This is a genomic window from Nocardioides cavernae (genome assembly GCF_013410035.1).
Classification (GTDB): domain Bacteria; phylum Actinomycetota; class Actinomycetes; order Propionibacteriales; family Nocardioidaceae; genus Nocardioides; species Nocardioides cavernae_A.
Window position 1 is genome coordinate 683,429 of sequence record NZ_JACCBW010000002.1, and the last position, 18,274, is coordinate 701,702.

Annotated in this window: 18 protein-coding genes; 9 read left to right on the forward strand and 9 right to left on the reverse strand. The window is 73.4% G+C overall.

Features of this window, described 5'->3' with window-relative positions; translation table 11 throughout:
• Window positions 1-121: 121 nt before the first annotated feature.
• The 4 genes from F4692_RS21200 to F4692_RS10800 all read left to right on the forward strand — a co-directional run bounded on the left by F4692_RS21200 (window position 122) and on the right by F4692_RS10800 (window position 5,639).
• Window positions 122-3,292 (forward strand): Ig-like domain-containing protein, encoded by a 3,171-nt coding sequence (locus F4692_RS21200; protein ID WP_179619649.1) that lies wholly within the window; start codon window positions 122-124, stop codon window positions 3,290-3,292.
• A 90-nt stretch (window positions 3,293-3,382) separates the two neighbouring features.
• Complete coding sequence (locus F4692_RS10790) at window positions 3,383-3,751, forward strand: hypothetical protein (RefSeq protein WP_179619650.1); 369 nt, start codon at window positions 3,383-3,385, stop codon at window positions 3,749-3,751.
• A 119-nt stretch (window positions 3,752-3,870) separates the two neighbouring features.
• On the forward strand, window positions 3,871-5,127 hold the full coding sequence (gene mshA, locus F4692_RS10795; RefSeq protein WP_308645258.1) for a D-inositol-3-phosphate glycosyltransferase: 1,257 nt from the start codon (window positions 3,871-3,873) through the stop codon (window positions 5,125-5,127).
• Complete coding sequence (locus F4692_RS10800) at window positions 5,124-5,639, forward strand: type III secretion system chaperone family protein (RefSeq protein ID WP_179619651.1); 516 nt, start codon at window positions 5,124-5,126, stop codon at window positions 5,637-5,639. The genes mshA and F4692_RS10800 overlap by 4 nt, the downstream gene beginning before the upstream one ends.
• On the opposite strand, the gene F4692_RS10805 is transcribed toward F4692_RS10800, so the two are convergent.
• From F4692_RS10805 to F4692_RS10815, 3 genes are all read right to left on the reverse strand, one after another.
• On the reverse strand, window positions 5,636-6,559 hold the full coding sequence (locus F4692_RS10805; RefSeq protein ID WP_179619652.1) for a DMT family transporter: 924 nt from the start codon (window positions 6,557-6,559) through the stop codon (window positions 5,636-5,638). The genes F4692_RS10800 and F4692_RS10805 overlap by 4 nt on opposite strands.
• Window positions 6,560-6,679: 120 nt before the next feature.
• Window positions 6,680-7,357, reverse strand: a complete 678-nt coding sequence (locus F4692_RS10810) for a response regulator transcription factor (protein WP_179619653.1) — start codon at window positions 7,355-7,357, stop codon at window positions 6,680-6,682.
• Window positions 7,354-8,595: a sensor histidine kinase gene (locus F4692_RS10815; protein WP_218858394.1), complete on the reverse strand. Its 1,242-nt coding sequence runs from the start codon at window positions 8,593-8,595 to the stop codon at window positions 7,354-7,356. The genes F4692_RS10810 and F4692_RS10815 overlap by 4 nt, the downstream gene beginning before the upstream one ends.
• A gap of 111 nt (window positions 8,596-8,706) precedes the next feature.
• On the opposite strand from F4692_RS10815, the gene phoU reads away from it, so the two are divergent.
• Complete coding sequence (gene phoU, locus F4692_RS10820; protein ID WP_179619655.1) at window positions 8,707-9,357, forward strand: phosphate signaling complex protein PhoU; 651 nt, start codon at window positions 8,707-8,709, stop codon at window positions 9,355-9,357.
• A gap of 238 nt (window positions 9,358-9,595) precedes the next feature.
• Here phoU and F4692_RS10825 read toward each other — a convergent pair whose 3' ends face one another.
• The 3 genes from F4692_RS10825 to F4692_RS10835 are packed head-to-tail and all read right to left on the reverse strand — an operon-like array spanning window position 9,596 to window position 11,529.
• A complete protein-coding gene (locus tag F4692_RS10825) occupies window positions 9,596-10,339 on the reverse strand; it encodes a phosphoglyceromutase (protein ID WP_179619656.1) in 744 nt (247 codons plus the stop codon).
• Window positions 10,336-10,809 (reverse strand): hypothetical protein, encoded by a 474-nt coding sequence (locus tag F4692_RS10830; RefSeq protein WP_179619657.1) that lies wholly within the window; start codon window positions 10,807-10,809, stop codon window positions 10,336-10,338. Before F4692_RS10830 ends, F4692_RS10825 begins: the two co-directional genes overlap by 4 nt.
• A 21-nt stretch (window positions 10,810-10,830) precedes the next feature.
• Window positions 10,831-11,529, reverse strand: coding sequence for a UbiA family prenyltransferase (locus F4692_RS10835; protein WP_179619658.1), 699 nt, complete (start codon window positions 11,527-11,529; stop codon window positions 10,831-10,833).
• A gap of 157 nt (window positions 11,530-11,686) precedes the next feature.
• Here F4692_RS10835 and F4692_RS10840 point away from each other — a divergent pair, with 157 nt between their 5' ends.
• The gene (locus F4692_RS10840; RefSeq protein ID WP_121141777.1) at window positions 11,687-12,172 is read left to right on the forward strand and encodes a CarD family transcriptional regulator; all 486 of its coding nucleotides are present in this window, start codon (window positions 11,687-11,689) and stop codon (window positions 12,170-12,172) included.
• A gap of 96 nt (window positions 12,173-12,268) precedes the next feature.
• Entirely contained in the window at window positions 12,269-12,850 is a 582-nt protein-coding gene (locus tag F4692_RS10845; protein ID WP_179619659.1) for a 2-C-methyl-D-erythritol 4-phosphate cytidylyltransferase, read from the forward strand.
• Here the strand turns inward: F4692_RS10845 and F4692_RS10850 are convergent.
• Window positions 12,819-13,514 (reverse strand): IspD/TarI family cytidylyltransferase, encoded by a 696-nt coding sequence (locus tag F4692_RS10850; RefSeq protein ID WP_179619660.1) that lies wholly within the window; start codon window positions 13,512-13,514, stop codon window positions 12,819-12,821. The two genes, F4692_RS10845 and F4692_RS10850, sit on opposite strands and share 32 nt — an antisense overlap.
• A 2-nt stretch (window positions 13,515-13,516) precedes the next feature.
• Complete coding sequence (gene ispF / locus F4692_RS10855) at window positions 13,517-14,002, reverse strand: 2-C-methyl-D-erythritol 2,4-cyclodiphosphate synthase (protein WP_308645259.1); 486 nt, start codon at window positions 14,000-14,002, stop codon at window positions 13,517-13,519.
• Between the two features lie 34 nt (window positions 14,003-14,036).
• Here ispF and F4692_RS10860 point away from each other — a divergent pair, with 34 nt between their 5' ends.
• The gene (locus F4692_RS10860; RefSeq protein ID WP_179619661.1) at window positions 14,037-15,554 is read left to right on the forward strand and encodes a molybdopterin-dependent oxidoreductase; all 1,518 of its coding nucleotides are present in this window, start codon (window positions 14,037-14,039) and stop codon (window positions 15,552-15,554) included.
• A 3-nt stretch (window positions 15,555-15,557) separates the two neighbouring features.
• Here F4692_RS10860 and F4692_RS21570 read toward each other — a convergent pair whose 3' ends face one another.
• Complete coding sequence (locus F4692_RS21570) at window positions 15,558-16,772, reverse strand: C39 family peptidase (RefSeq protein ID WP_179619662.1); 1,215 nt, start codon at window positions 16,770-16,772, stop codon at window positions 15,558-15,560.
• Window positions 16,773-16,872: 100 nt separating this feature from the next.
• Between F4692_RS21570 and cysS the strand changes: the two genes are divergently transcribed.
• Complete coding sequence (gene cysS, locus F4692_RS10870; RefSeq protein WP_179619663.1) at window positions 16,873-18,273, forward strand: cysteine--tRNA ligase; 1,401 nt, start codon at window positions 16,873-16,875, stop codon at window positions 18,271-18,273.
• Window position 18,274: the final 1 nt, after the last annotated feature.

Genomic DNA, 18,274 nt, shown 5'->3' on the forward strand with positions numbered 1-18,274 from the left:
CACCCGTCCGGAAGCGTCGCCATGACCCGACCGGACCACGCGCCCGGACGTTGATCGGAGGAACCCTCAAGGTCCGGTCAAGCGACAGCGTGGTCCAGACAGTTCGGATGGGATGACGCCCGTGCGATTCCTCCCTTCCAGCGTCCGCCGCGGACTCCTCGCCGCCACGCTGCTGTCCCCGGTGCTGGCCACCCTCGGCCTGTCGGCGCCGGCCGATGCCGCGACCACCACCGTCACCAACGCCAGCGCGATCTCAATCCCCAGCTCCGGGACTGCGAACCCCTACCCGTCGACGGTGTCGGTGAGCGGGATGGCCAGTAGGATCAGGTCCGTCGAGCTGACCCTGACCGGGTTCCAGCACCAGATCTCGTACGACGCGCACGTGATGCTCGTCAGCCCCACCGGACGCAACCTCACGGTGATGTCCGACATCTACAGCCTGGGCGGCGCTAGGACCTTCACCTTCGCCGACGGTGCTCCGAGGCTGGCGAACGGATCCCCCTCCGGACGCTACGCGCCGACCGACAACGACGAGCCCAACAACTTCCCGGCGCCCGCACCGGCCCGGACCGGCGTCACGACCTTCGCCGACGCCTTCAAGGACACGAACCCCAACGGCACCTGGCAGCTCTTCGTCTACGACGACATCGGGGGCGGCTCAGGCAGCATCGCGTCGTGGAGCCTGACCGTCGACGCCGGGATCCCGCACGCCGTCACCTTCGGGAGCACCGCGCCCGCCCCGGCCCGCGTCGGTGACACCTACACCCCGACCGCGACGTCCGACGCCGGCCTCGCGGTGACCTACGCCGTCGACACCGCGACCACCAACGACGCGTGCCGCCTCGCCGACGACGACCGGACGCTCTTCTTCCAGCACAGCGGCTCCTGCGTGGTGGCCGCCAGCGCGCCCGGCGACGCCGACCACGACCCCGCCCGCGCGACGCAGACCATCGCCGTGCGCGCCGCGCGATCCGACCTGGCCACCCTCGCGATCAGCCCGGAGGGCGCCTCGACCACGGCGGGCGAGCCGGTCTCGTACACCGTCGTGGGCGCCGACTCCAACGGCCTCGCGATCCCCGGCCAGCAGGCCGGCTACTCCTACGCCCCCGCCGACGGCGGCAGCTCGACCGTCTGCGTGGACGCCGCCTGCGCGCCGGAGGAGGCCGGCACCTACACCGTGACGGCCACCGCGCCCGGCGCCGACGGCCCGATCACCGACTCCACCACCCTGACCGTCCTCGCCGACGGCGTCGCCGCGCTGCAGGTCAGCCCCGAGGGCGCCACGACCACGGCCGGCACGCCGGTGCAGATCACCGTCGGCGGCACCGACCGCTTCGGCAACGCCCTGCCGGACCAGACGTCGGCGAGCACCGTCGTCGCCACCCCGGTCGGCGGCGGCGACCCGGTCGCCTGCCCGAGCGGCCTGTGCGACCTCACCGCGGCGGGCGTCTACTCCGTGGGTGCCAGCCAGTCCGGTGCCGACGCGCCCGCCGGCGACGCGACGACCCTCACGGTCACGCCCGCTGCCCTCGACCACGTCGAGCTGGGCGGCGAGGCCACCACGGCCGCCGGCAGCCCGGTCGTCTTCACGGTCACGGCCTACGACGAGTTCGACAACATCCGCACCGGTGGCACCCCGACCGTGACGGCCACCCACGGCGCCACGAGCGTCGCCTGCCCCAACGGCGTCTGCTCGCCCACCAAGGCCGGCACCTGGACCGTCGAGGGCGCGATCGGCTCCGCCAGCGACACGACCTCGCTCGAGGTCACCCCGGGCGCCCTGGCGTCGCTCGTCGTGACCCCCGACGTCACCACGGTGACCCCGGGCACCGACGTCGCCTACAGCGCCACCGGCGCCGACACCTACGGCAACGACCTCGGCGACCGTACGGCGCAGAGCACCTTCACGATCGCGCGCGGCACCGACGAGGCGAAGGCCTGCGCGGACGCCGTCTGCACGCCCGCCGCGACCGGCAACCACCGCGTCACCGCGACGATCGGCGGCGTCACCGGCGCGGCCACCCTCGTCTCCGCGCTGCCCTCGGTCGCCGTCGAGCTCGGCGCGCTCCCGGCCGCGACCTACGGCGACGTCGTCCCGCTCTCGGCGACCGTCACCAGCGCCGACGGCACCCCCACCGGCACCGTGCAGTTCACCCTGGACGGCGAGCCGGTCGGCTCCCCGGTCCCGGTCGACCGCTCCGGCACGGCCACCGCCGCCGACCTGTCGGGCGTGCGCGCCGGCGCGCACCGCGTGGGCGCGACCTTCGCGTCCGTCCCCGCGGGGGCGTTCGACGCCGCAGGCGTCACCCAGCAGCTCGTCGTGGCCAAGGCCCCGACCACCACCACCCTCGCCGTCGGCAGCAGCCTGACCGCGACCGTCGCCTCGAGCGTGGAGGAGCCCACCGGCACCGTCACCTTCGCCGTCGACGGCGTCGACCGGGCCACGGTCCCGCTCACCGCTGGCTCGGCGACCTGGGCCGGCAACCACTCCGGTGGCGCCGACTCGGTGGTGACCGCGACCTACTCCGGCAGCGCCGACCTGCTCGGCTCGGCCGCGTCCACGGCCCGCAAGGACCCGAAGATCGTCGCCACGGTCGGCGGCACAGCCCGCAACGGCTGGCACAACACGCCCGTCACCGTCACCTTCAGCTGCACCCCCGGCTCCGGCGTCGTGACCTGCCCGGCTCCCGTCACCCTCAGCGGTGACGGGGCCGGCCAGACCGTGACGCGTACGGTCGTGGCGAGCGACGGCGGCGTCGCCGCGGTCACCAGCGCCCCGGTCTCCATCGACCGCACCGCGCCGGTCGTCCGGGTCACGGGCGTGCAGGAGGGTCGCACCTACAACGGCACGGTCCCCGAGGCGGCCTGCGCCGGCTCCGACGGTCTCTCCGGTGTCGCCAGCTGCACGGTGACCACGACCGGTCGCACCGGCGCCGCCTCCGCGACCGTCACCGCGACCGACCTCGCCGGCAACACCGCGACCGCCACCACCTCGTACGTCGTGCGGGACCTGTGGGTCACCCGCAGCGAGCAGGTCAAGGGCGCGTGGCAGCTGCCCGTCGGCAGCCGCCGCAACCTCCAGCTCATCGGCAACGACCTGCCGAGGCTCAAGGGCGGGAAGGGCCTCGAGATCGCGCCGTTCCGGTTCGCCGGTCGCGCCGACGGCGTGGGTCACTGGACCGCTCGGGTGCGGGTGCCGCGAGGCGTGCGCCCCGGGAAGGTCTTCGTCCTGCGCGTGACCCGCGGTGACGGCACCACGGAGCGCGTGAAGCTCGTCGCCTCGCGCCGCTGACCCTGCCGGGCTCCACCGAGCCCGCTCCGCCACGGCCCCGGGCCCGACGTCCACCAGGACGCGGTCCCGGGGCCGTGGCACACTCGCGGGATGCCTCCCGCGAAGATCGCCGCCGCCCTCGCGCTGCTGGGCGGCGCCCTCTGGATCGTGCGCGCCGTCCTCGGCGGCGGTGACGACCCGGTCGCCGGCACGCTCCACGTCATCGGCCTGGGCTGCCTCCTGATCGGCTCTGCCGTCTTCGGCACGACCCTGGTCCGGAGCGACGCCGTCGGCATGCGCCTGCTGATCGGCGTGGCGTCGGGGCTGCTCACGCTGTCGCTCATCTCGGCGTTCCGCCCCGCCGACGCCGTCTGGTACGACGGCTTCTGGGGCGGCGTCGCCGTCCTCGTCGGCGGGATCACCCTGCTGCGCGCCCGCGGGTCGGCCGGCAACGCCGCGACGGGGGCGCACGCCCGCTGAGCCCGAGCCCGCTGACGGATGTGCCGGGACCTGCGGGAATCCCGGGGCCGTCGGCGGAGTTGCACCGGAGGTGCCCCCGACCGGGGTGCCTCGACGACGAGAGACCTCAAGGAGGCAGCGTGGGCGAGCGGGTGGCCATGATCAGCCTGCACACCTCACCCCTGGACCAGCCCGGCACGGGCGACGCCGGCGGGATGAACGTCTACGTCATCGAGCTCTCCCGGCGCCTCGCCGCGCACGGCATCGCGGTCGACGTCTTCACCCGCGCCACGTCGTCGGCGCTGCCGCAGGTCGTCGAGGCCGCTGACGGCGTCCTCGTGCGCCACGTCGCGGCCGGTCCGTTCGAGGGCCTCACCAAGGGCGAGCTGCCCGGTCAGCTGTGCACCTTCGCCCGCGAGGTGCTGCGCACCGAGGCCCTGCAGCCGCTCGGCCACTACGACGCGGTCCACTCCCACTACTGGCTCTCCGGCCAGGTCGGCGCCCTCGCGCGCGACCGCTGGAACGTGCCGCTGGTGCACTCGATGCACACCATGGCCAAGGTCAAGAACGAGGCCCTGGCCGTCGGCGACACCCCGGAGCCCCTGTCGCGGGTGATCGGCGAGGAGCAGGTCGTCGAGGCGGCCGACCTCCTCGTCGCCAACACCGACGCCGAGGCGCGCCAGCTCGTCGACCTCTACGGCGCGAGCCCGGACGCCGTCGAGGTGATCCACCCCGGCGTCGACCTGTCCGTCTTCGCCCCGCGCGGCCGCGCGGAGGCGCGCCGTGCGCTCGGCCTGCCCGAGGACGCAGCCGTCCTGCTCTTCGCCGGCCGGATCCAGCCGCTCAAGGGTCCCGACGTGCTGCTGCGCGCGGTCGGGGTGCTGCTCGAGCAGGACCCGGGCCTGCGTCACCGGCTGGTCGTGCCGGTGGTCGGCGGGCCGTCCGGCTCGGGGCTCAAGCACCCGACGGCACTGGCCGACCTGGCCGACGAGCTCGGCATCGCCGACGTCGTGCGGTTCGTCCCGCCGGTGTCCCAGGGCGAGCTCGCCGTCTGGGCCTCGGCCGCGACCGCGGTGGCCGTCCCGTCCTACAACGAGAGCTTCGGCCTCGTCGCCGTCGAGGCGCAGGCGGCCGGTACGCCCGTGGTGGCCGCCGCGGTCGGGGGGCTGACCACGGTGGTCCGCGACGAGGTCAGCGGCCTCCTGGTCGACACCCACGAGCCGCGCGACTGGGCTTCCGCCCTGCGGCGGCTCGTCGACGACCCCGCCCTGGTGGAGCGCCTGGGCCGGGGCGCCGTCGCGCACGCCCAGGAGTTCTCCTGGGAGCGCACCGCGCAGCGGACGCTGCAGGCGTACGAGCGCGCGGCCGGCCGGATGCGTGTGGAGCTGGCGTCGTGACCTCGGCCGCCGACACCGTCCGGGCCTACCTCGCCGACAACGACATCGAGCACGAGGAGACCACCCGCGAGGGCGACGGCGCCACCAGCTTCTCGATCTCCCTGCCGGGCGAGCGCAAGCTGCAGACGCCGGTGCGCCTCGATGTCGGCCCGCACGCGCTGGGCGTGCACGCCTTCGTGTGCCGCAACCCCGACGAGAATCACGCCCGCGTGCACCGCTGGCTGCTCGAGCGCAACCTCAAGATGTACGCCGTCTCGTTCGCCGTCGACCGCCACGGGGACATCTACCTCGAGGCCCGGCTCCCGCTCGCGGCCGTCGAGGCCGACGAGCTCGACCGGATCCTCGGGTCGGTCCTCGCCAACGCCGACGAGTCCTTCAACGCGATCCTCGAGCTGGGCTTCGCCTCCTCCATCCGCAAGGAGTGGGAGTGGCGGATCTCGCGGGGGGAGTCGACGCGCAACCTCGAGGCGTTCCGCGGGTGGCTCGAGGCCGGGACCGACCCGGCTCCCTAGCGACCGGCCGGCGCGTACGCGCGCGGCTTGCGCCGCGTCATCAGCACGCCGACGATCGCCAGGGCCCCGCCGACGAAGGTCAGCGACGGCGGCACCTCGTCGATCGTCAGCCAGGCGATGAGGGTCGCGATCAGCGGGACGAGGAACGTCGTGAGCGACAGGGCGCCGGCGTCGGTGTGGGTGAGGGCGTACGCCCAGGTGGTGAAGGCGACCGCGGTCGGCAGGACGCCGAGGTAGACGATCCACCACAGCTCCGCGCCGCCGTCGGCCACGATCGACGGCAGGTCACCCGAGAACGGCAGGCACGTGGCCGCGCCCATCAGGAACGACACGAACACGACCTGCACCGACGGGATGCGCCGCAGCAGCACCTTCTGCGTGAGCACGCCGACGGCGTACATCGCGGCCGCCACCACGACGAGCACGACACCGAGCAGGCTGGCGTCGGCATCGGTCGAGGAGCCGCGCGCGATCACCGCGACGCCCGCGAAGCCGACGACCATGCCGGCGACGAGCCACGTGTGCAGGCGCTCGCCGAAGAGCGGCACGGCAAGCAGCGCCACGATGACCGGTCCGACCTGGATGATCATCGCGGCCGTGCCGGCGTCCACGTGCCGCTCGCCCGCGTTGAGCGCGAGGTTGTAGACGCCGAACCACCCGACGCCGCCGACCGCCAGCAGGGTCCACTCGCGGCGCGTGGGGCGTACCCAACCACGGCGGAGCACCAGCGGCAGGACCACCAGCGCGGCGACCAGCAGCCGGCCCGAGCCGAGCGCGCCGGGGCTGACGTCGTGCGCGACGTGGCGGATCACCACGAACGCCGACGCCCACATGACCAGGGTGACCGCGCCGGCCGCGACGGGGAGCCACGGTGCGGGCGCGGAGGTCTGGTCGGGGCGGGTCTCGGCGGTCGTCGTCACGGGTCAAGGGTAGGTACGGTCATGACGCACCGCCAGCGCATTTCGGACGCCGTACGCCGACATCCCGCCGCTCCCGCCCGGGTCAGCAGGGGTCGGAGGTCAGAGGTCAGAGGTCAGAGGTCAGAGATCCAGCTTGTAGCCGAGGCCGCGGACCGTCACGAGGTACTTCGGCTCGCTCGGGTCGGGCTCCAGCTTGGCGCGCAGCCGCTTGACGTGGACGTCGAGGGTCTTGGTGTCGCCGACGTAGTCGGAGCCCCAGACCCGGTCGATGAGCTGGCCCCGGGTGAGCACCCGCCCGGGGTTGCGCAGGAACATCTCCAGCAGCTCGAACTCCTTGAGCGGCAGCCGCTGCTCGGAGCCGTCGACCGTCACGACGTGGCGCTCGACGTCCATCCGCACCGGGCCCGCTTCCAGCGTGTCCGGCATGAGGTCGGGCTCCTGGCCACGGCGCAGCACCGCACGGATCCGCGCGACCAGCTCGCGCGGGGAGTACGGCTTGGTGACGTAGTCGTCGGCGCCGAGCTCGAGGCCGACGACCTTGTCGACCTCGTCGTCCTTGGCGCTGACCATGATCACGGGGACCGAGGACGTCTGCCGGATCTGCCGGCACACCTCCGTGCCGGGGACGCCGGGGAGCATCAGGTCCAGCAGGACGATGTCGGGGCCGAAGCGGTCGAACTCCGTGAGGGCGGTGTTGCCGTCCGCGGCGATCGCCACCTCGTAGCCCTCCTTGCGGAGCATGTAGGCGAGCGCGTCGCTGTAGCTCTCTTCGTCCTCGACGACGAGTACGCGGGTCATCTGTGGTTCTCCTGCTGTGTCGTGCCTGATGGGGTTGCGGTCCCGTTCGTGCGTCGCGCGGGCGCGACGACCTCGACCGGGTTGCTCGTGCGGCCGGCGCCCTGGCCGGGCGCGGCGTTCTGGGGGAGGGTCAGCGTGAAGGTCGAGCCCTGGCCGTGGACCGACCAGACCGAGATGTCGCCGCCGTGCGTGGCCGCGACGTGCTTGACGATCGACAGGCCGAGGCCGGTGCCGCCGGTCGAGCGGTGCCGGGCCGGGTCCACGCGGTAGAAGCGCTCGAAGATGCGGTCGATGTCCTCGGCCGGGATGCCGATGCCCTGGTCGACGACGGAGACCTGCACCTGGTCGCCCTCGGACCTGGTGGTCACCACGACCCGGGAGCCCTCGCTGGAGTAGGCGACGGCGTTGGCGACGAGGTTGGAGATGGCGGCGCCGATCTGCTCCTGGGAGCCGAACACCTCGAGGCCGGTCTCGCCGCGCGACTCGACGCTGATCCGCTTGGCGGCCGCCTCCATCGCGCTCGTGTCGACCGCGGTCGCGACGGCCGCGTCGACGTCGACCATCACCGGCATCTCCAGGGGGTCGTCGCCCTGCAGGCGCGACAGCTCGATGATCTGCTGGACGAGCTTGGACAGCCGGTCGGACTCGGTGAGCATCCGGTTGGCGAACCGCTGGACCGCCTCGGGGTCGTCGGCGGCGTCGGTGACGGCCTCGGCCAGCAGCCGGATCGCCCCCACGGGGGTCTTGAGCTCGTGGCTGACGTTGGCCACGAAGTCGCGGCGCACCGCCTCCACCCGCCGCTCGCGGGTGCGGTCCTCGACGAGCGCCAGCACCAGGCGCGCGCCCAGCGGGGCGACGCGCGCGGTGAGCGTACGGCTGAAGCCGCCGTCGGCCGCGGGCAGGTCGAGGTCGCTCTCGCGGATCTGCCCGTCGCGGCGCACCTGGGCGATCACGTCGAGCAGCTCGGGCAGGAGCACGGTGTTGCCGCGCACGAGGCCGAAGGAGTACGCCGGCGCGGACGCCTTGAGCACGTGGTCGGACTCGTCGACGACGACCGCGCTCGAGCGGAGGATGCTGAGCACCGCGGCGACGCCCGCCTGCACGACGGGCTCCTCGACCTGCGGCAGCGTGTGCCGCTGGCGGTCGCTGATGTGCCAGGCGAGCACCGCGCCCCCCGCCATGATGGCGCCGACGATGGCAGCCAACCCGGCCTGCGTAGTCGGATCCACGCTCACCATCGTACGCAGCCGCAGGGGCCCGCCAGACCCGCTGGACGCCGGGCACGGAGTGTTCATCCGGCGTTCACGTGGCCACCACGTCCGTTCGCTTCGGCTCCCTACTGTGGCGCCATGCGTGAGGCCTTCCATGACCAGCTCGACGGCATCTTCGCCGACCTCTCCGAGATCTGCGGGCAGGTGGAGATCGCCGTCCGTGAGGCGACCAGGGCGCTGATGACCGGCGACGTGCACACCGCCGACCAGGTGATCAGCAACGACAAGGTGATCGACGCCGCGCGCGAGCGCGTGGACGACACCGCGTTCGCCCTGCTGTCGCTGCAGCAGCCCGTCGCCGGCGATCTGCGGATCATCGTGTCCGCGCTGCGCATGGTCAGCGAGCTCGAGCGGATGGGCGACCTCTCGGTGCACGTCGCGAAGATCGCCCGCCTGCGCGTGCCGGCCGTCGCCGTGCCCGACGAGCTGCGCCCGACCATGGAGAAGATGGCCGCGACGGCCGAGGACATGGTCCGCCGGGTCCGCAGCATCATCATCGACCGCGACGTCGAGGCCGCCATCGAGCTCGGTCGCGACGACGAGGTGATGGACCAGCTGCGCCGCCGCAGCTTCACCGACCTGCTCTCGACCGACTGGCAGCACGGCGTCGAGGCCGCGGTCGACATCGCCCTCCTCGGGCGCTACTACGAGCGCATCGCCGACCACGCCGTCTCCGTCGCGAACCGGGTCGTGTTCGTGGTCACCGGTGAGGTGCCGGTCCGGGTCTGAGGGGCGGCGTCGTCCATATCCCCACATGAGCGGCCATATGGTCGCTCATGTAGGGGCATACCGGGGTCCGAGCGACCACATCAGGGTCCCAGTGGCGCGAGCGCCCCCCGAGGCAACCGGCGAACGGACCGAACGACGTACGCGACGCGCGCGCCCGGCGTACGGCGGGGGCGCGGCAGCGCGTTCGGTCCGCCGGGCGGTCAGCGACCGGCGGTGCCGCCGCGGTGCACGGAGTTGCTCAGCGACCCTGGTTCGCGACGGCTGCGGCAGCCGCGGCGGCGGCCTCCGGGTCGAGGTACTCGCCGCCGGCGACCGTCGGGCGGAAGGACTCGTCGAGCCGGTAGACCAACGGCATGCCGGTCGGGATGTTGAGCCCGGCGATGTCCTCGTCGCTGATCTGGTCGAGGTGCTTGACCAGCGCGCGCAGGCTGTTGCCGTGGGCGGCGACCAGCACGGTCTTGCCGGCCGTCAGGTCGGGGACGATCTCGGACTCCCAGTAGGGGAGGAACCGGGCGATGACGTCCTTCAGGCACTCGGTGCGCGGCAGCTCGTCGCCGAGGTCGGCGTAGCGCGGGTCGGAGGCCTGCGAGAACTCGTCGGAGTCGTCGAGCGGCGGCGGGGGGACGTCGAAGGAGCGGCGCCAGAGCATGAACTGCTCCTCGCCGTACTCCTCGAGCGTCTGCTTCTTGTCCTTGCCCTGCAGGGCGCCGTAGTGGCGCTCGTTGAGCCGCCAGGAGCGCTTCACGGGGATCCAGTGACGGTCGGCGGCGTCGAGCGCGAGCGCGGCGGTGTTGATCGCGCGGCGCTGGAGCGAGGTGTGCACGACGTCCGGCGCCAGGCCGGCCTCGCGGATGAGCTGGCCGCCGCGGACGGCCTCCTCGCGGCCCTTCTCGGTCAGCGCGACGTCGACCCAGCCGGTGAAGAGGTTCTTGGCGTTCCACTCGCTCTCGCCGTGGCGGAGCAGGACCAGGGTGTGGGTCATGACGCGTCCATGCCTTCCCAGTAGCCGAAGTCGTTGCGCACGACCGGCACGTTGAACGAGATGCGCTCGCCGTTGCCGAAGTCGAAGGACAGGGGGATGAAGTCGCCCGGGCCGAAGTCGCCGGTGAGGACGATGTCCGCGGCCGGGTCGGCGAGGTTGACCAGGTTGCCGGGCCCGATGGCGACCGGCTCGAACTCGGCGGTCTCGATCGCGACGCCCTCGGCGCCGCTGACGCCGGTGAAGGTCTGCTCGTCGTCGGTGCTGTTGTTGGACAGCGACGCCACGAACGTGCCGGACCCCTCCTCGGCCGACACGACCACCGCGGAGAGGATGTCGACCTCGCCCTCGCGGTTGTTGGCGCCCCCGGCCGGGGTGTAGTCGCGCTCCGTGGCGTAGTCGAAGCCGCACGAGGCCAGCGGGGCGGCGAGCGCGAGGACCGCGGCGGCGGTCGCGATGGGTCGAAGTCGCATGGCCCACAGCCTAGCGTCGGCTCAGCTCAGTCCGACGCTCCGCCCTGCGATCAGGACGCCGGCCACGACGGCGGCCGTCCAGACGCCCGCCAGCAGCAGCAACCGGGGGGTGCCGGTGCGCAGTGCGAGGAGCATGGGGAGGGAACGCTCCCCCTCCTCGTGGTCGTCCACGAGGCCGGGCAGCGCGACCAGCACGTGCACGCCCAGGCCCAGGGCCGCGGCGAGCGCGACCATGGCCACGGTCGGCGGGGTCGGTGAGCCCAACCCGCCCCAGCCGCCGTACGCCACGAACGCGGGGTAGAGCGCGAAGCTGGCGATCCACGGTACGAACGACAGCGGGTGGGCGTGGAGCAGCCGGTCCCCGACGGCGGAGACGAGCAGGAGCGCGAGGTAGGTCGCCGCCGCCCGGCGGCCGTTCGCCACGGCCAGCGGCACCACGAGCAGCAGGGCGCACGTCAACGCGAACCAGACCGTCGCCGGGTCGAGCCGGTCGCCCGCGAGGGGCTTGTCGGGCCGTCGCCGGGCGTCGCGCTCCCGGTCGGCGAGGTCGTCGGCCCACCCGAGCAGCGACTGCCCCACGAGGACCGTGGCGGCCACGAGGCCGACCTCCCGCAGCGGCCGGCCGGCGACCGCCGCGACGGCGCTCAGCACCGCGGCGGTGGCGATCGCCTGGCGAGGATGCGCTGCCCGGACGAGGAGCAGCGACGGGGTCGTCGGCATGGCCCGCAGTATGGCCCAGCGGCCCCTCGCCGGGCGTGTCGCACCACATCGACCAGCGATCTGTCAAGCCCGCATGTGGCCTCTGACCTGCACAAACGCGTCGGGATCCCGTTCGAACCCGTGTTAGAATGGACACCTAGGAAGGGAAACTGAACATATGACTTTCACCGTCGGCGAAACGGTCGTCTACCCCAATCACGGGGCCGCAGTCATCGAGGACATCGAGATGCGGAAGATCAAGGGGGAGGACCGTCAGTACCTCGTCCTCAGGATCGTCGCTCAGCAGGACCTCGTCGTCCGCGTGCCCGCCTGCAACCTCGACCTCGTCGGCGTGCGTGACGTCGTCGACAAGGAAGGCCTCGACCGCGTCTTCGACGTGCTGCGCGCCGCCCACGTCGAGGAGCCGACCAACTGGTCGCGCCGCTACAAGGCCAACCTGGAGAAGCTGCACTCCGGCGACGTCATGAAGGTCTCGGAGGTCGTCCGCGACCTGTGGCGCCGCGAGCGCGACCGCGGCCTCTCGGCCGGCGAGAAGCGGATGCTGGCCAAGGCGCGCCAGATCCTGGTCTCCGAGCTCGCGCTCGCCGAGAAGACCAACGAGGACAAGGCCGAGGCCATGCTCGACGAGGTCCTCGCCTCCTGATCAGCTCGTGATCATCGCTCCACCCACGACCCCCGGCACACGTCCCGTGCCGGGGGTCGCGGCGTTCCCGGGCCCGCCCGATAGCGTGGCGGGACGATGACCTTCGACACCGACGAACCGACTCCCGCCCTCGGCGCGATCCTGGACGAGGGTCGCGGGTCGCTGCCCTACCAGCTGATCCACGGGGAGTCCCTCGTCGCGTGCGCCGCCTGGGCGCTCGGGCAGGCGGAGGTGGACCTCGTCGATGCCAGCGTGACGTGGGACGGCATCGTCGAGGCCGGCGCGGACCTCGTGCTCCACGACGCGCTGTGCCCGATGACACCGCCGTCGTTCCTCGCCTCCTGCCTCGACCACGCGCGGGAGACGGGCCGGGCGGTGGTGGGCGTCCGGCCGGTCACCGACACGGTCAAGGTCGTCGCCGACGGCCTGGTCGGCGAGACCCTCGAGCGCGACCGGTTGCTGGCCGTCGCGTCACCGCTCGTGCTCCCGGTCGCGGTCCTCCCGCACCTGCCCGCGCAACCGCCGTCCGACCTCGCGGCCGCCGTGGCCGCGCTCGCCGCGGCAGGTCACCGGGTCGACACCCTCGAGGCGCCGCCCGCGGGCCGGCGGGTCGCCTCCGCCGACTACGTACGCCTGCTGGAGGCCCTCACGGGGCCGGTGGGACCGCCCCGGGGCTGAGCTCAGCGGCGAGCGCGACGTCCTCGGGGAAGGTGACCTTGAGGTTGAGCGGGCTCCCGGGCACGGCGGCGACAGCCGTGGAGCCGTACGCCGCGACGCACGCGGAGGTGTCCGTGCCCTCGAAGCCGTCCGCCGCAGCCGCGCGGTAGGCGGCCAGCACGTCACGAGCCCGGAAGGCCTGGGGGGTCTGCACGCCGCCGACCGCGTCGGTCACCAGCGTCAGGTCGTCGTGCAGGAGGTGGTCGACCGGCACGACGGGGATCGCCCCGCCCGTCTCGCGGGCGCGCGCGACGACGGTCCCCCACAGCGCCGAGCCGGCGAGGGGCCGGGCGCCGTCGTGCACCACCACGACGTCCACGTCGCCGGACTCGACGTCGGGTGCCAGCACCTGGAGGGCGGCCCACTCCGACCCGTGGCGGGTCGCGCCGCCGTCGACCAGGAGGACCTCCCGGTCGCCGAGGTGGGGCGCGACGGCCGCCCCGACGGCGTCGCGGTCCTCGGGACGCACCACGAGCACGAGGCGGCGTACGTCCGGCAGCGCCAGCGCCTCGCGCAGCGACCAGACGAGGAGGGGCACGCCCCGCAGGGGCAGCAGGACCTTGTTGACCGTGGCGCCGACCCGGCTGCCCGCCCCGGCGGCGACGATGACGACTGCGGTGGACACGGTCAGCCGACGACGAGGGCCGTGGCGATCGCGGCGACGCCCTCGCCCCGACCGGTGAGGCCGAGCCCGTCGGTCGTGGTGGCCGAGACCGTGACCGGCGCCCCGACCGCGGCGGTCAGCGCGGCGGCGGCCTCGTCGCGGCGCGGACCGAGCCGGGGGACGTTGCCGATGACCTGGACGGCCACGTTGCCGATCTCCCAGCCCGCGGCGCGGACCCGACGCGCGGCCTCGGCCAGCAGGCTCGCCCCCGAGGCACCCGCCCACGCGGGCTCGGAGGTGCCGAAGTTGGTGCCGAGGTCGCCCAGGCCCGCGGCCGAGAAGAGCGCGTCGCAGGCTGCATGGGCGGCGACGTCGGCGTCGGAGTGCCCCTCCAGTCCGGCCGGCTCGTCGGGCCAGGCGAGCCCCGCGAGGTGCATCGGGACCCCCTCGACCAGCCGGTGCACGTCGGTGCCGACACCGATCCGTGGCAGCGGGAGGGGAGTGGTCACGTCGGCATCATGCCCGAAGCGTCAGAATGGGCGCATGACCACCCGCCGTCCACCGTGGGCGCTGGCAGGAGTCCTCGCCGGGCTCGCCGGACTCGCGACCAGCTATGCGACCGCGATGGTGCTCACCATCCGCGAGTCACCCGTGGTCGCCGTCGCCGAAGGGGTCATCGAGCTGACCCCGGGACCCGTCGCCGAGCGGGCGATCGCGCTCCTCGGGCACTTCGACAAGCCGGTCCTGGTCGGCGGTGTGCTGGTGCTCCTGCTCGCCTGCTTCGCGTGGGCGGGCGTGCTGGCCCGCCGCGGGTGGTGGCGGCCGATCCTGGTGTGGGCGGTGCTTGCGGGCATCGGCCTGGCCGCGGTCCTCGCCCAGCGGGGCGCCGGGGCGGTCGACACGCTCCCCGTCGCGGTCGGGCTGGTCACGTGGATCACCCTGCACTCCGCGCTCACCGACGCCCTGCACCGCGGGGTGCGGCGCCCCGAGCTCGAGTCGCACGAGCGCCGGGTCTTCCTCATGGTGGCGGGCGTGGTGGCGGTCGCCAGCGTGGGCATCGCCGTCGCCGGGCGCCTGGTCGGCGCGGGGCGTCGCCACGTCGAGGTGAGCCGGCGCCTGCTGCGCATCCCCGGCGTCACGCGCCGGGAGGCCCCCGCCGCGACCTCCCTCGGCCTGCCCGGCATCACGCCGTGGCAGACGCCCAACGAGGACTTCTACCGCATCGACACCACCATCGCCCTGCCCACCATCGAGCCCGACGACTGGTCGCTGCGCATCCACGGCCTCGTCGACCGCGAGCTCGTGCTCAGCTACACCGACCTCGTCCGCCGCCAGATGACGGAGTCGTGGATCACGCTCAACTGCGTGAGCAACGAGGTGGGCGGCAACCTCATCGGCAACGCCCGCTGGAGCGGCGTACGCATCGCCGACCTCCTCGAGGGCCTCGGCGTCTCGCCCCGCGCGGACTGCGTGCTCCAGACGTCCCACGACGGGTGGACCTGCGCGACCCCGCTCGAGGTCCTCACCGACGACCGCGACGCGATGCTCGCCGTCGCCATGAACGGTCACCCGCTGCCGATCGAGCACGGCTTCCCGGTGCGTACGGTCGTGCCGGGCCTCTACGGCTACGTGTCCGCCACCAAGTGGGTCGTCGACCTCGAGGTGAGCACGTTCGCGGAGTCGGTCGGCTACTGGACCACCCGCGGGTGGTCGGCCCTCGGCCCGGTGAAGATCGCCTCCCGCATCGACGTCCCGCGCTCGGGCGAGGACGTCCCGGTCGGTCCCTTCTCCTTCGGCGGCGTCGCTTGGCACCAGCACACGGGCATCGAGTCGGTCGAGGTGCAGGTCGACGGCGGCGAGTGGACCCGCGCCGAGCTCGCCGAGGTCCCCTCCGTCGACACCTGGGTGCAGTGGGCGGTCACCATCGACGTCCCCGAGGGCGACCACGAGGTCCGGGTCCGCGCCACTGGCAAGGACGGCGCGACCCAGACCAGCGCGCTCGCCCGCCCCGACCCCGACGGCGCCACCGGGTGGCACACCGTGGAGTTCAGCGCGGGGTGAGCGTCAGCTGTTGCGGATGACGTACGCCGTCCCGCCCGACGCGGCGATCCAGAGCCGCTCGAACTGCGCGCGGTCGTAGGTGCGGCGCACCTCGGCGTTGGTCGCGCCGGCGGGGTCGTTGACGACCACGTCGCCGTCGGCCTCGAAGCCGACGATCACCAGCAGGTGGCCGTTGCTCGTCGAGATCGGCGCGCCGGCCAGCTGGTTGCGGCCGAAGGCGATGGACACGATCAGGGGCACGCCGGCCGCGATGTGGTCCTCCGCCTCGCGCAGGTCGCGCATCCTGGTGACGTAGGAGTCGCCGCCGACCAGGGTCGCGGCGTACGCGGTGTTGAACGCCCAGTTGCCGGTGCCCTCGTAGCCGTGGTCGTAGACCATCTTCGCGGTGTGGTCGACGACGGCGTCGGCGTGGCCGGCGGCGATGCCGGTCGGGGTCGGCGTGATGCCGTAGTAGCCGAGCACCATCGCGGTGGAGGTGGGCGAGCACCAGGCCTCACCGCCGCCGCCCCACTGCGGGTAGTGCCCGCTGTGCACCATCTGGGAGTACGTCGGTACCGGGAGCACCGTGCCGACACCCGGGCCGGGCGTCGAGGTCGGTCGGGGCGTGCCGGCGTCGACCGAGGCGACGGCGCCGACCCGCTCGAGGGAGACAGCGTTCTTCGAGCCCTTCGGTCGCAGCAGCGTCACGCGGACCTGCCACGACGTCACGGCGGTCGTGGCGAGCCACGTGTCGACGCTGACCCGACCGAGGTCGTCGGCCTGCCCCGAGTAGGTCGTCCGCTTGACCGGGCGGTTGGTGCGCGACCAGTCGGCGACGGTGTCCCAGCTGCCGGTGCGGCCGTCGGCGCCGCGGCCGCGGATCTGGATCCGGACCATGCTGCGTCCCGGCGTGGTCGCCTCCCAGCTCGGCACGAGGGCCGTGGCACCGAAGCCGGGCGTGGCCCAGGGCGAGGTCCAGGTCCCGGCCTCGTACGCCCTGCCGGCCACCGTGCGCGGGGTGGGCGCCAGCATCGAGACCTGGCCGCGGCCGAGCTTGAGGCCCGTGCGCGTGCCGGCCTTGAAGTCGGCGTAGCTGCTCCACGAGGTCAGCGCGACCTGCGGGGTGGCGCGCGTGCGGGCGTCCGTGGGAGCCGCCGCGCCGGACGCCGGGACGAGCGAGGCGGCCAGGACCAGGGGGAGGCCGAGGGGGAGGAGGAGGGTCGCGGCACGTCGGAGCACCGCCCGACGATAACCCGAGGATTCCCACGCGTCCCACGAGTCACACAGGACGTCCGCGCGACTTCGGTGGGACCGGGGTCGCGCACCTAGACTCTGCCGCGTGACCCTGAGGCTCCACGACACCGCGACGCGCGAGACGCGCGACTTCGTCCCCCTCGTCGAGGGAAGGGCGGGCATCTACGTCTGCGGCCTCACCGTCCAGTCGGAGCCGCACGTGGGCCACGTCCGCTCCGCCGTGAACTTCGACGTGCTCCGCCGCTGGCTCACGGCCACCGGCCACGACGTCGACTTCATCCGCAACGTGACCGACATCGACGACAAGATCCTGGCGAAGGCTGACGACCAGGGCATCCACTGGTACGCCCTCGCCGCCGCGATGAAGCGCGAGCTCGACAAGGCGCTGGCCGCCATCAACGTCCTGCCCCCGACCTACGAGCCCGGCGCCACGGGCCACGTCCCGGAAATCGTCGAGCTCATCGAGCAGCTCGTCGCCCGCGGGCACGCGTACGCCGCCGAGGACGGCAGCGGTGACGTCTACTTCGACGTGCGCAGCTGGGCGTCCTACGGCGAGCTCACCCGGCAGAAGGTCGAGGACATGGAGCCCGCCGGCGACGCGGACCCGCGCGGCAAGCGCGACCCGCGCGACTTCGCGCTCTGGAAGGGGTGGAAGAAGGAGTCCGAGCCGCAGACCGCGTCGTGGCCCTCCCCGTGGGGACCGGGCCGCCCGGGCTGGCACATCGAGTGCTCGGCCATGGCCGGCAAGTACCTCGGTCCCGCCTTCGACATCCACGGCGGCGGCGTCGACCTGCGCTTCCCGCACCACGAGAACGAGCAGGCGCAGTCCCGCGCGGCCGGCCGGCCGTTCGCGTCGTACTGGCTGCACAACGCGTGGATCACCACGGCCGGCGAGAAGATGAGCAAGTCGCTCGGCAACTCCCTGCTGATCCCGTCGGTGCTGGAGCGGGTCCGCGGCATCGAGCTGCGCTACTACATGGTCGCGGCGCACTACCGCTCGCACGTGGAGTTCAGCTTCGAGGCGCTCGACGAGGCGGCCAAGGGATTCCGCCGCATCGAGGACTTCCTCGACCGTGCGGCCCCGGTCGTCGGGACCTGGTTCGCCGCGCTGCCCGACGCGTTCGTCGACGCGATGGACGACGACCTCGGTACGCCCGCGGCGGTCGCGGTCATCCACGACTCGGTGCGCGAGGGCAACCGGCTGCTCGCCGACGGCCCGTCGGACGCGCTCGGCCAGAAGTTCGGCGAGGTCATCGCGATGCTCGACGTGCTCGGCCTCAACCCGGCCGACCCCGCGTGGGCGACGGCCGGCACCGACGACAGGCTCACCGAGGTCGTGGACGCACTCGTCCAGGGACTGCTGGCGGAGCGAGCGGCCGCGCGCGAGTCCAGGGACTGGGCCCGCGCCGACGCGATCCGCGACCAGATCAAGGCGGCCGGGATCGACATAGAAGACACGCCCTCCGGGCCGAAGTGGAGTATCTGAA

Excerpts from the sequence above, each read along its gene's own strand:
- F4692_RS10790 (WP_179619650.1), top strand. The coding sequence starts at position 3,383 with ATGCCTCCCGCGAAGATCGCCGCCGCCCTCGCGCTGCTGGGCGGCGCC.
- F4692_RS10810 (WP_179619653.1), bottom strand. The coding sequence starts at position 7,357 with ATGACCCGCGTACTCGTCGTCGAGGACGAAGAGAGCTACAGCGACGCG.
- F4692_RS10845 (WP_179619659.1), top strand. The coding sequence starts at position 12,269 with ATGACCTTCGACACCGACGAACCGACTCCCGCCCTCGGCGCGATCCTG.
- F4692_RS10860 (WP_179619661.1), top strand. The coding sequence starts at position 14,037 with ATGACCACCCGCCGTCCACCGTGGGCGCTGGCAGGAGTCCTCGCCGGG.
- F4692_RS10830 (WP_179619657.1), bottom strand. The coding sequence starts at position 10,809 with ATGCGACTTCGACCCATCGCGACCGCCGCCGCGGTCCTCGCGCTCGCC.
- F4692_RS10840 (WP_121141777.1), top strand. The coding sequence starts at position 11,687 with ATGACTTTCACCGTCGGCGAAACGGTCGTCTACCCCAATCACGGGGCC.
- phoU (WP_179619655.1), top strand. The coding sequence starts at position 8,707 with ATGCGTGAGGCCTTCCATGACCAGCTCGACGGCATCTTCGCCGACCTC.
- F4692_RS10815 (WP_218858394.1), bottom strand. The coding sequence starts at position 8,595 with ATGGTGAGCGTGGATCCGACTACGCAGGCCGGGTTGGCTGCCATCGTC.
- F4692_RS10835 (WP_179619658.1), bottom strand. The coding sequence starts at position 11,529 with ATGCCGACGACCCCGTCGCTGCTCCTCGTCCGGGCAGCGCATCCTCGC.
- F4692_RS10825 (WP_179619656.1), bottom strand. The coding sequence starts at position 10,339 with ATGACCCACACCCTGGTCCTGCTCCGCCACGGCGAGAGCGAGTGGAAC.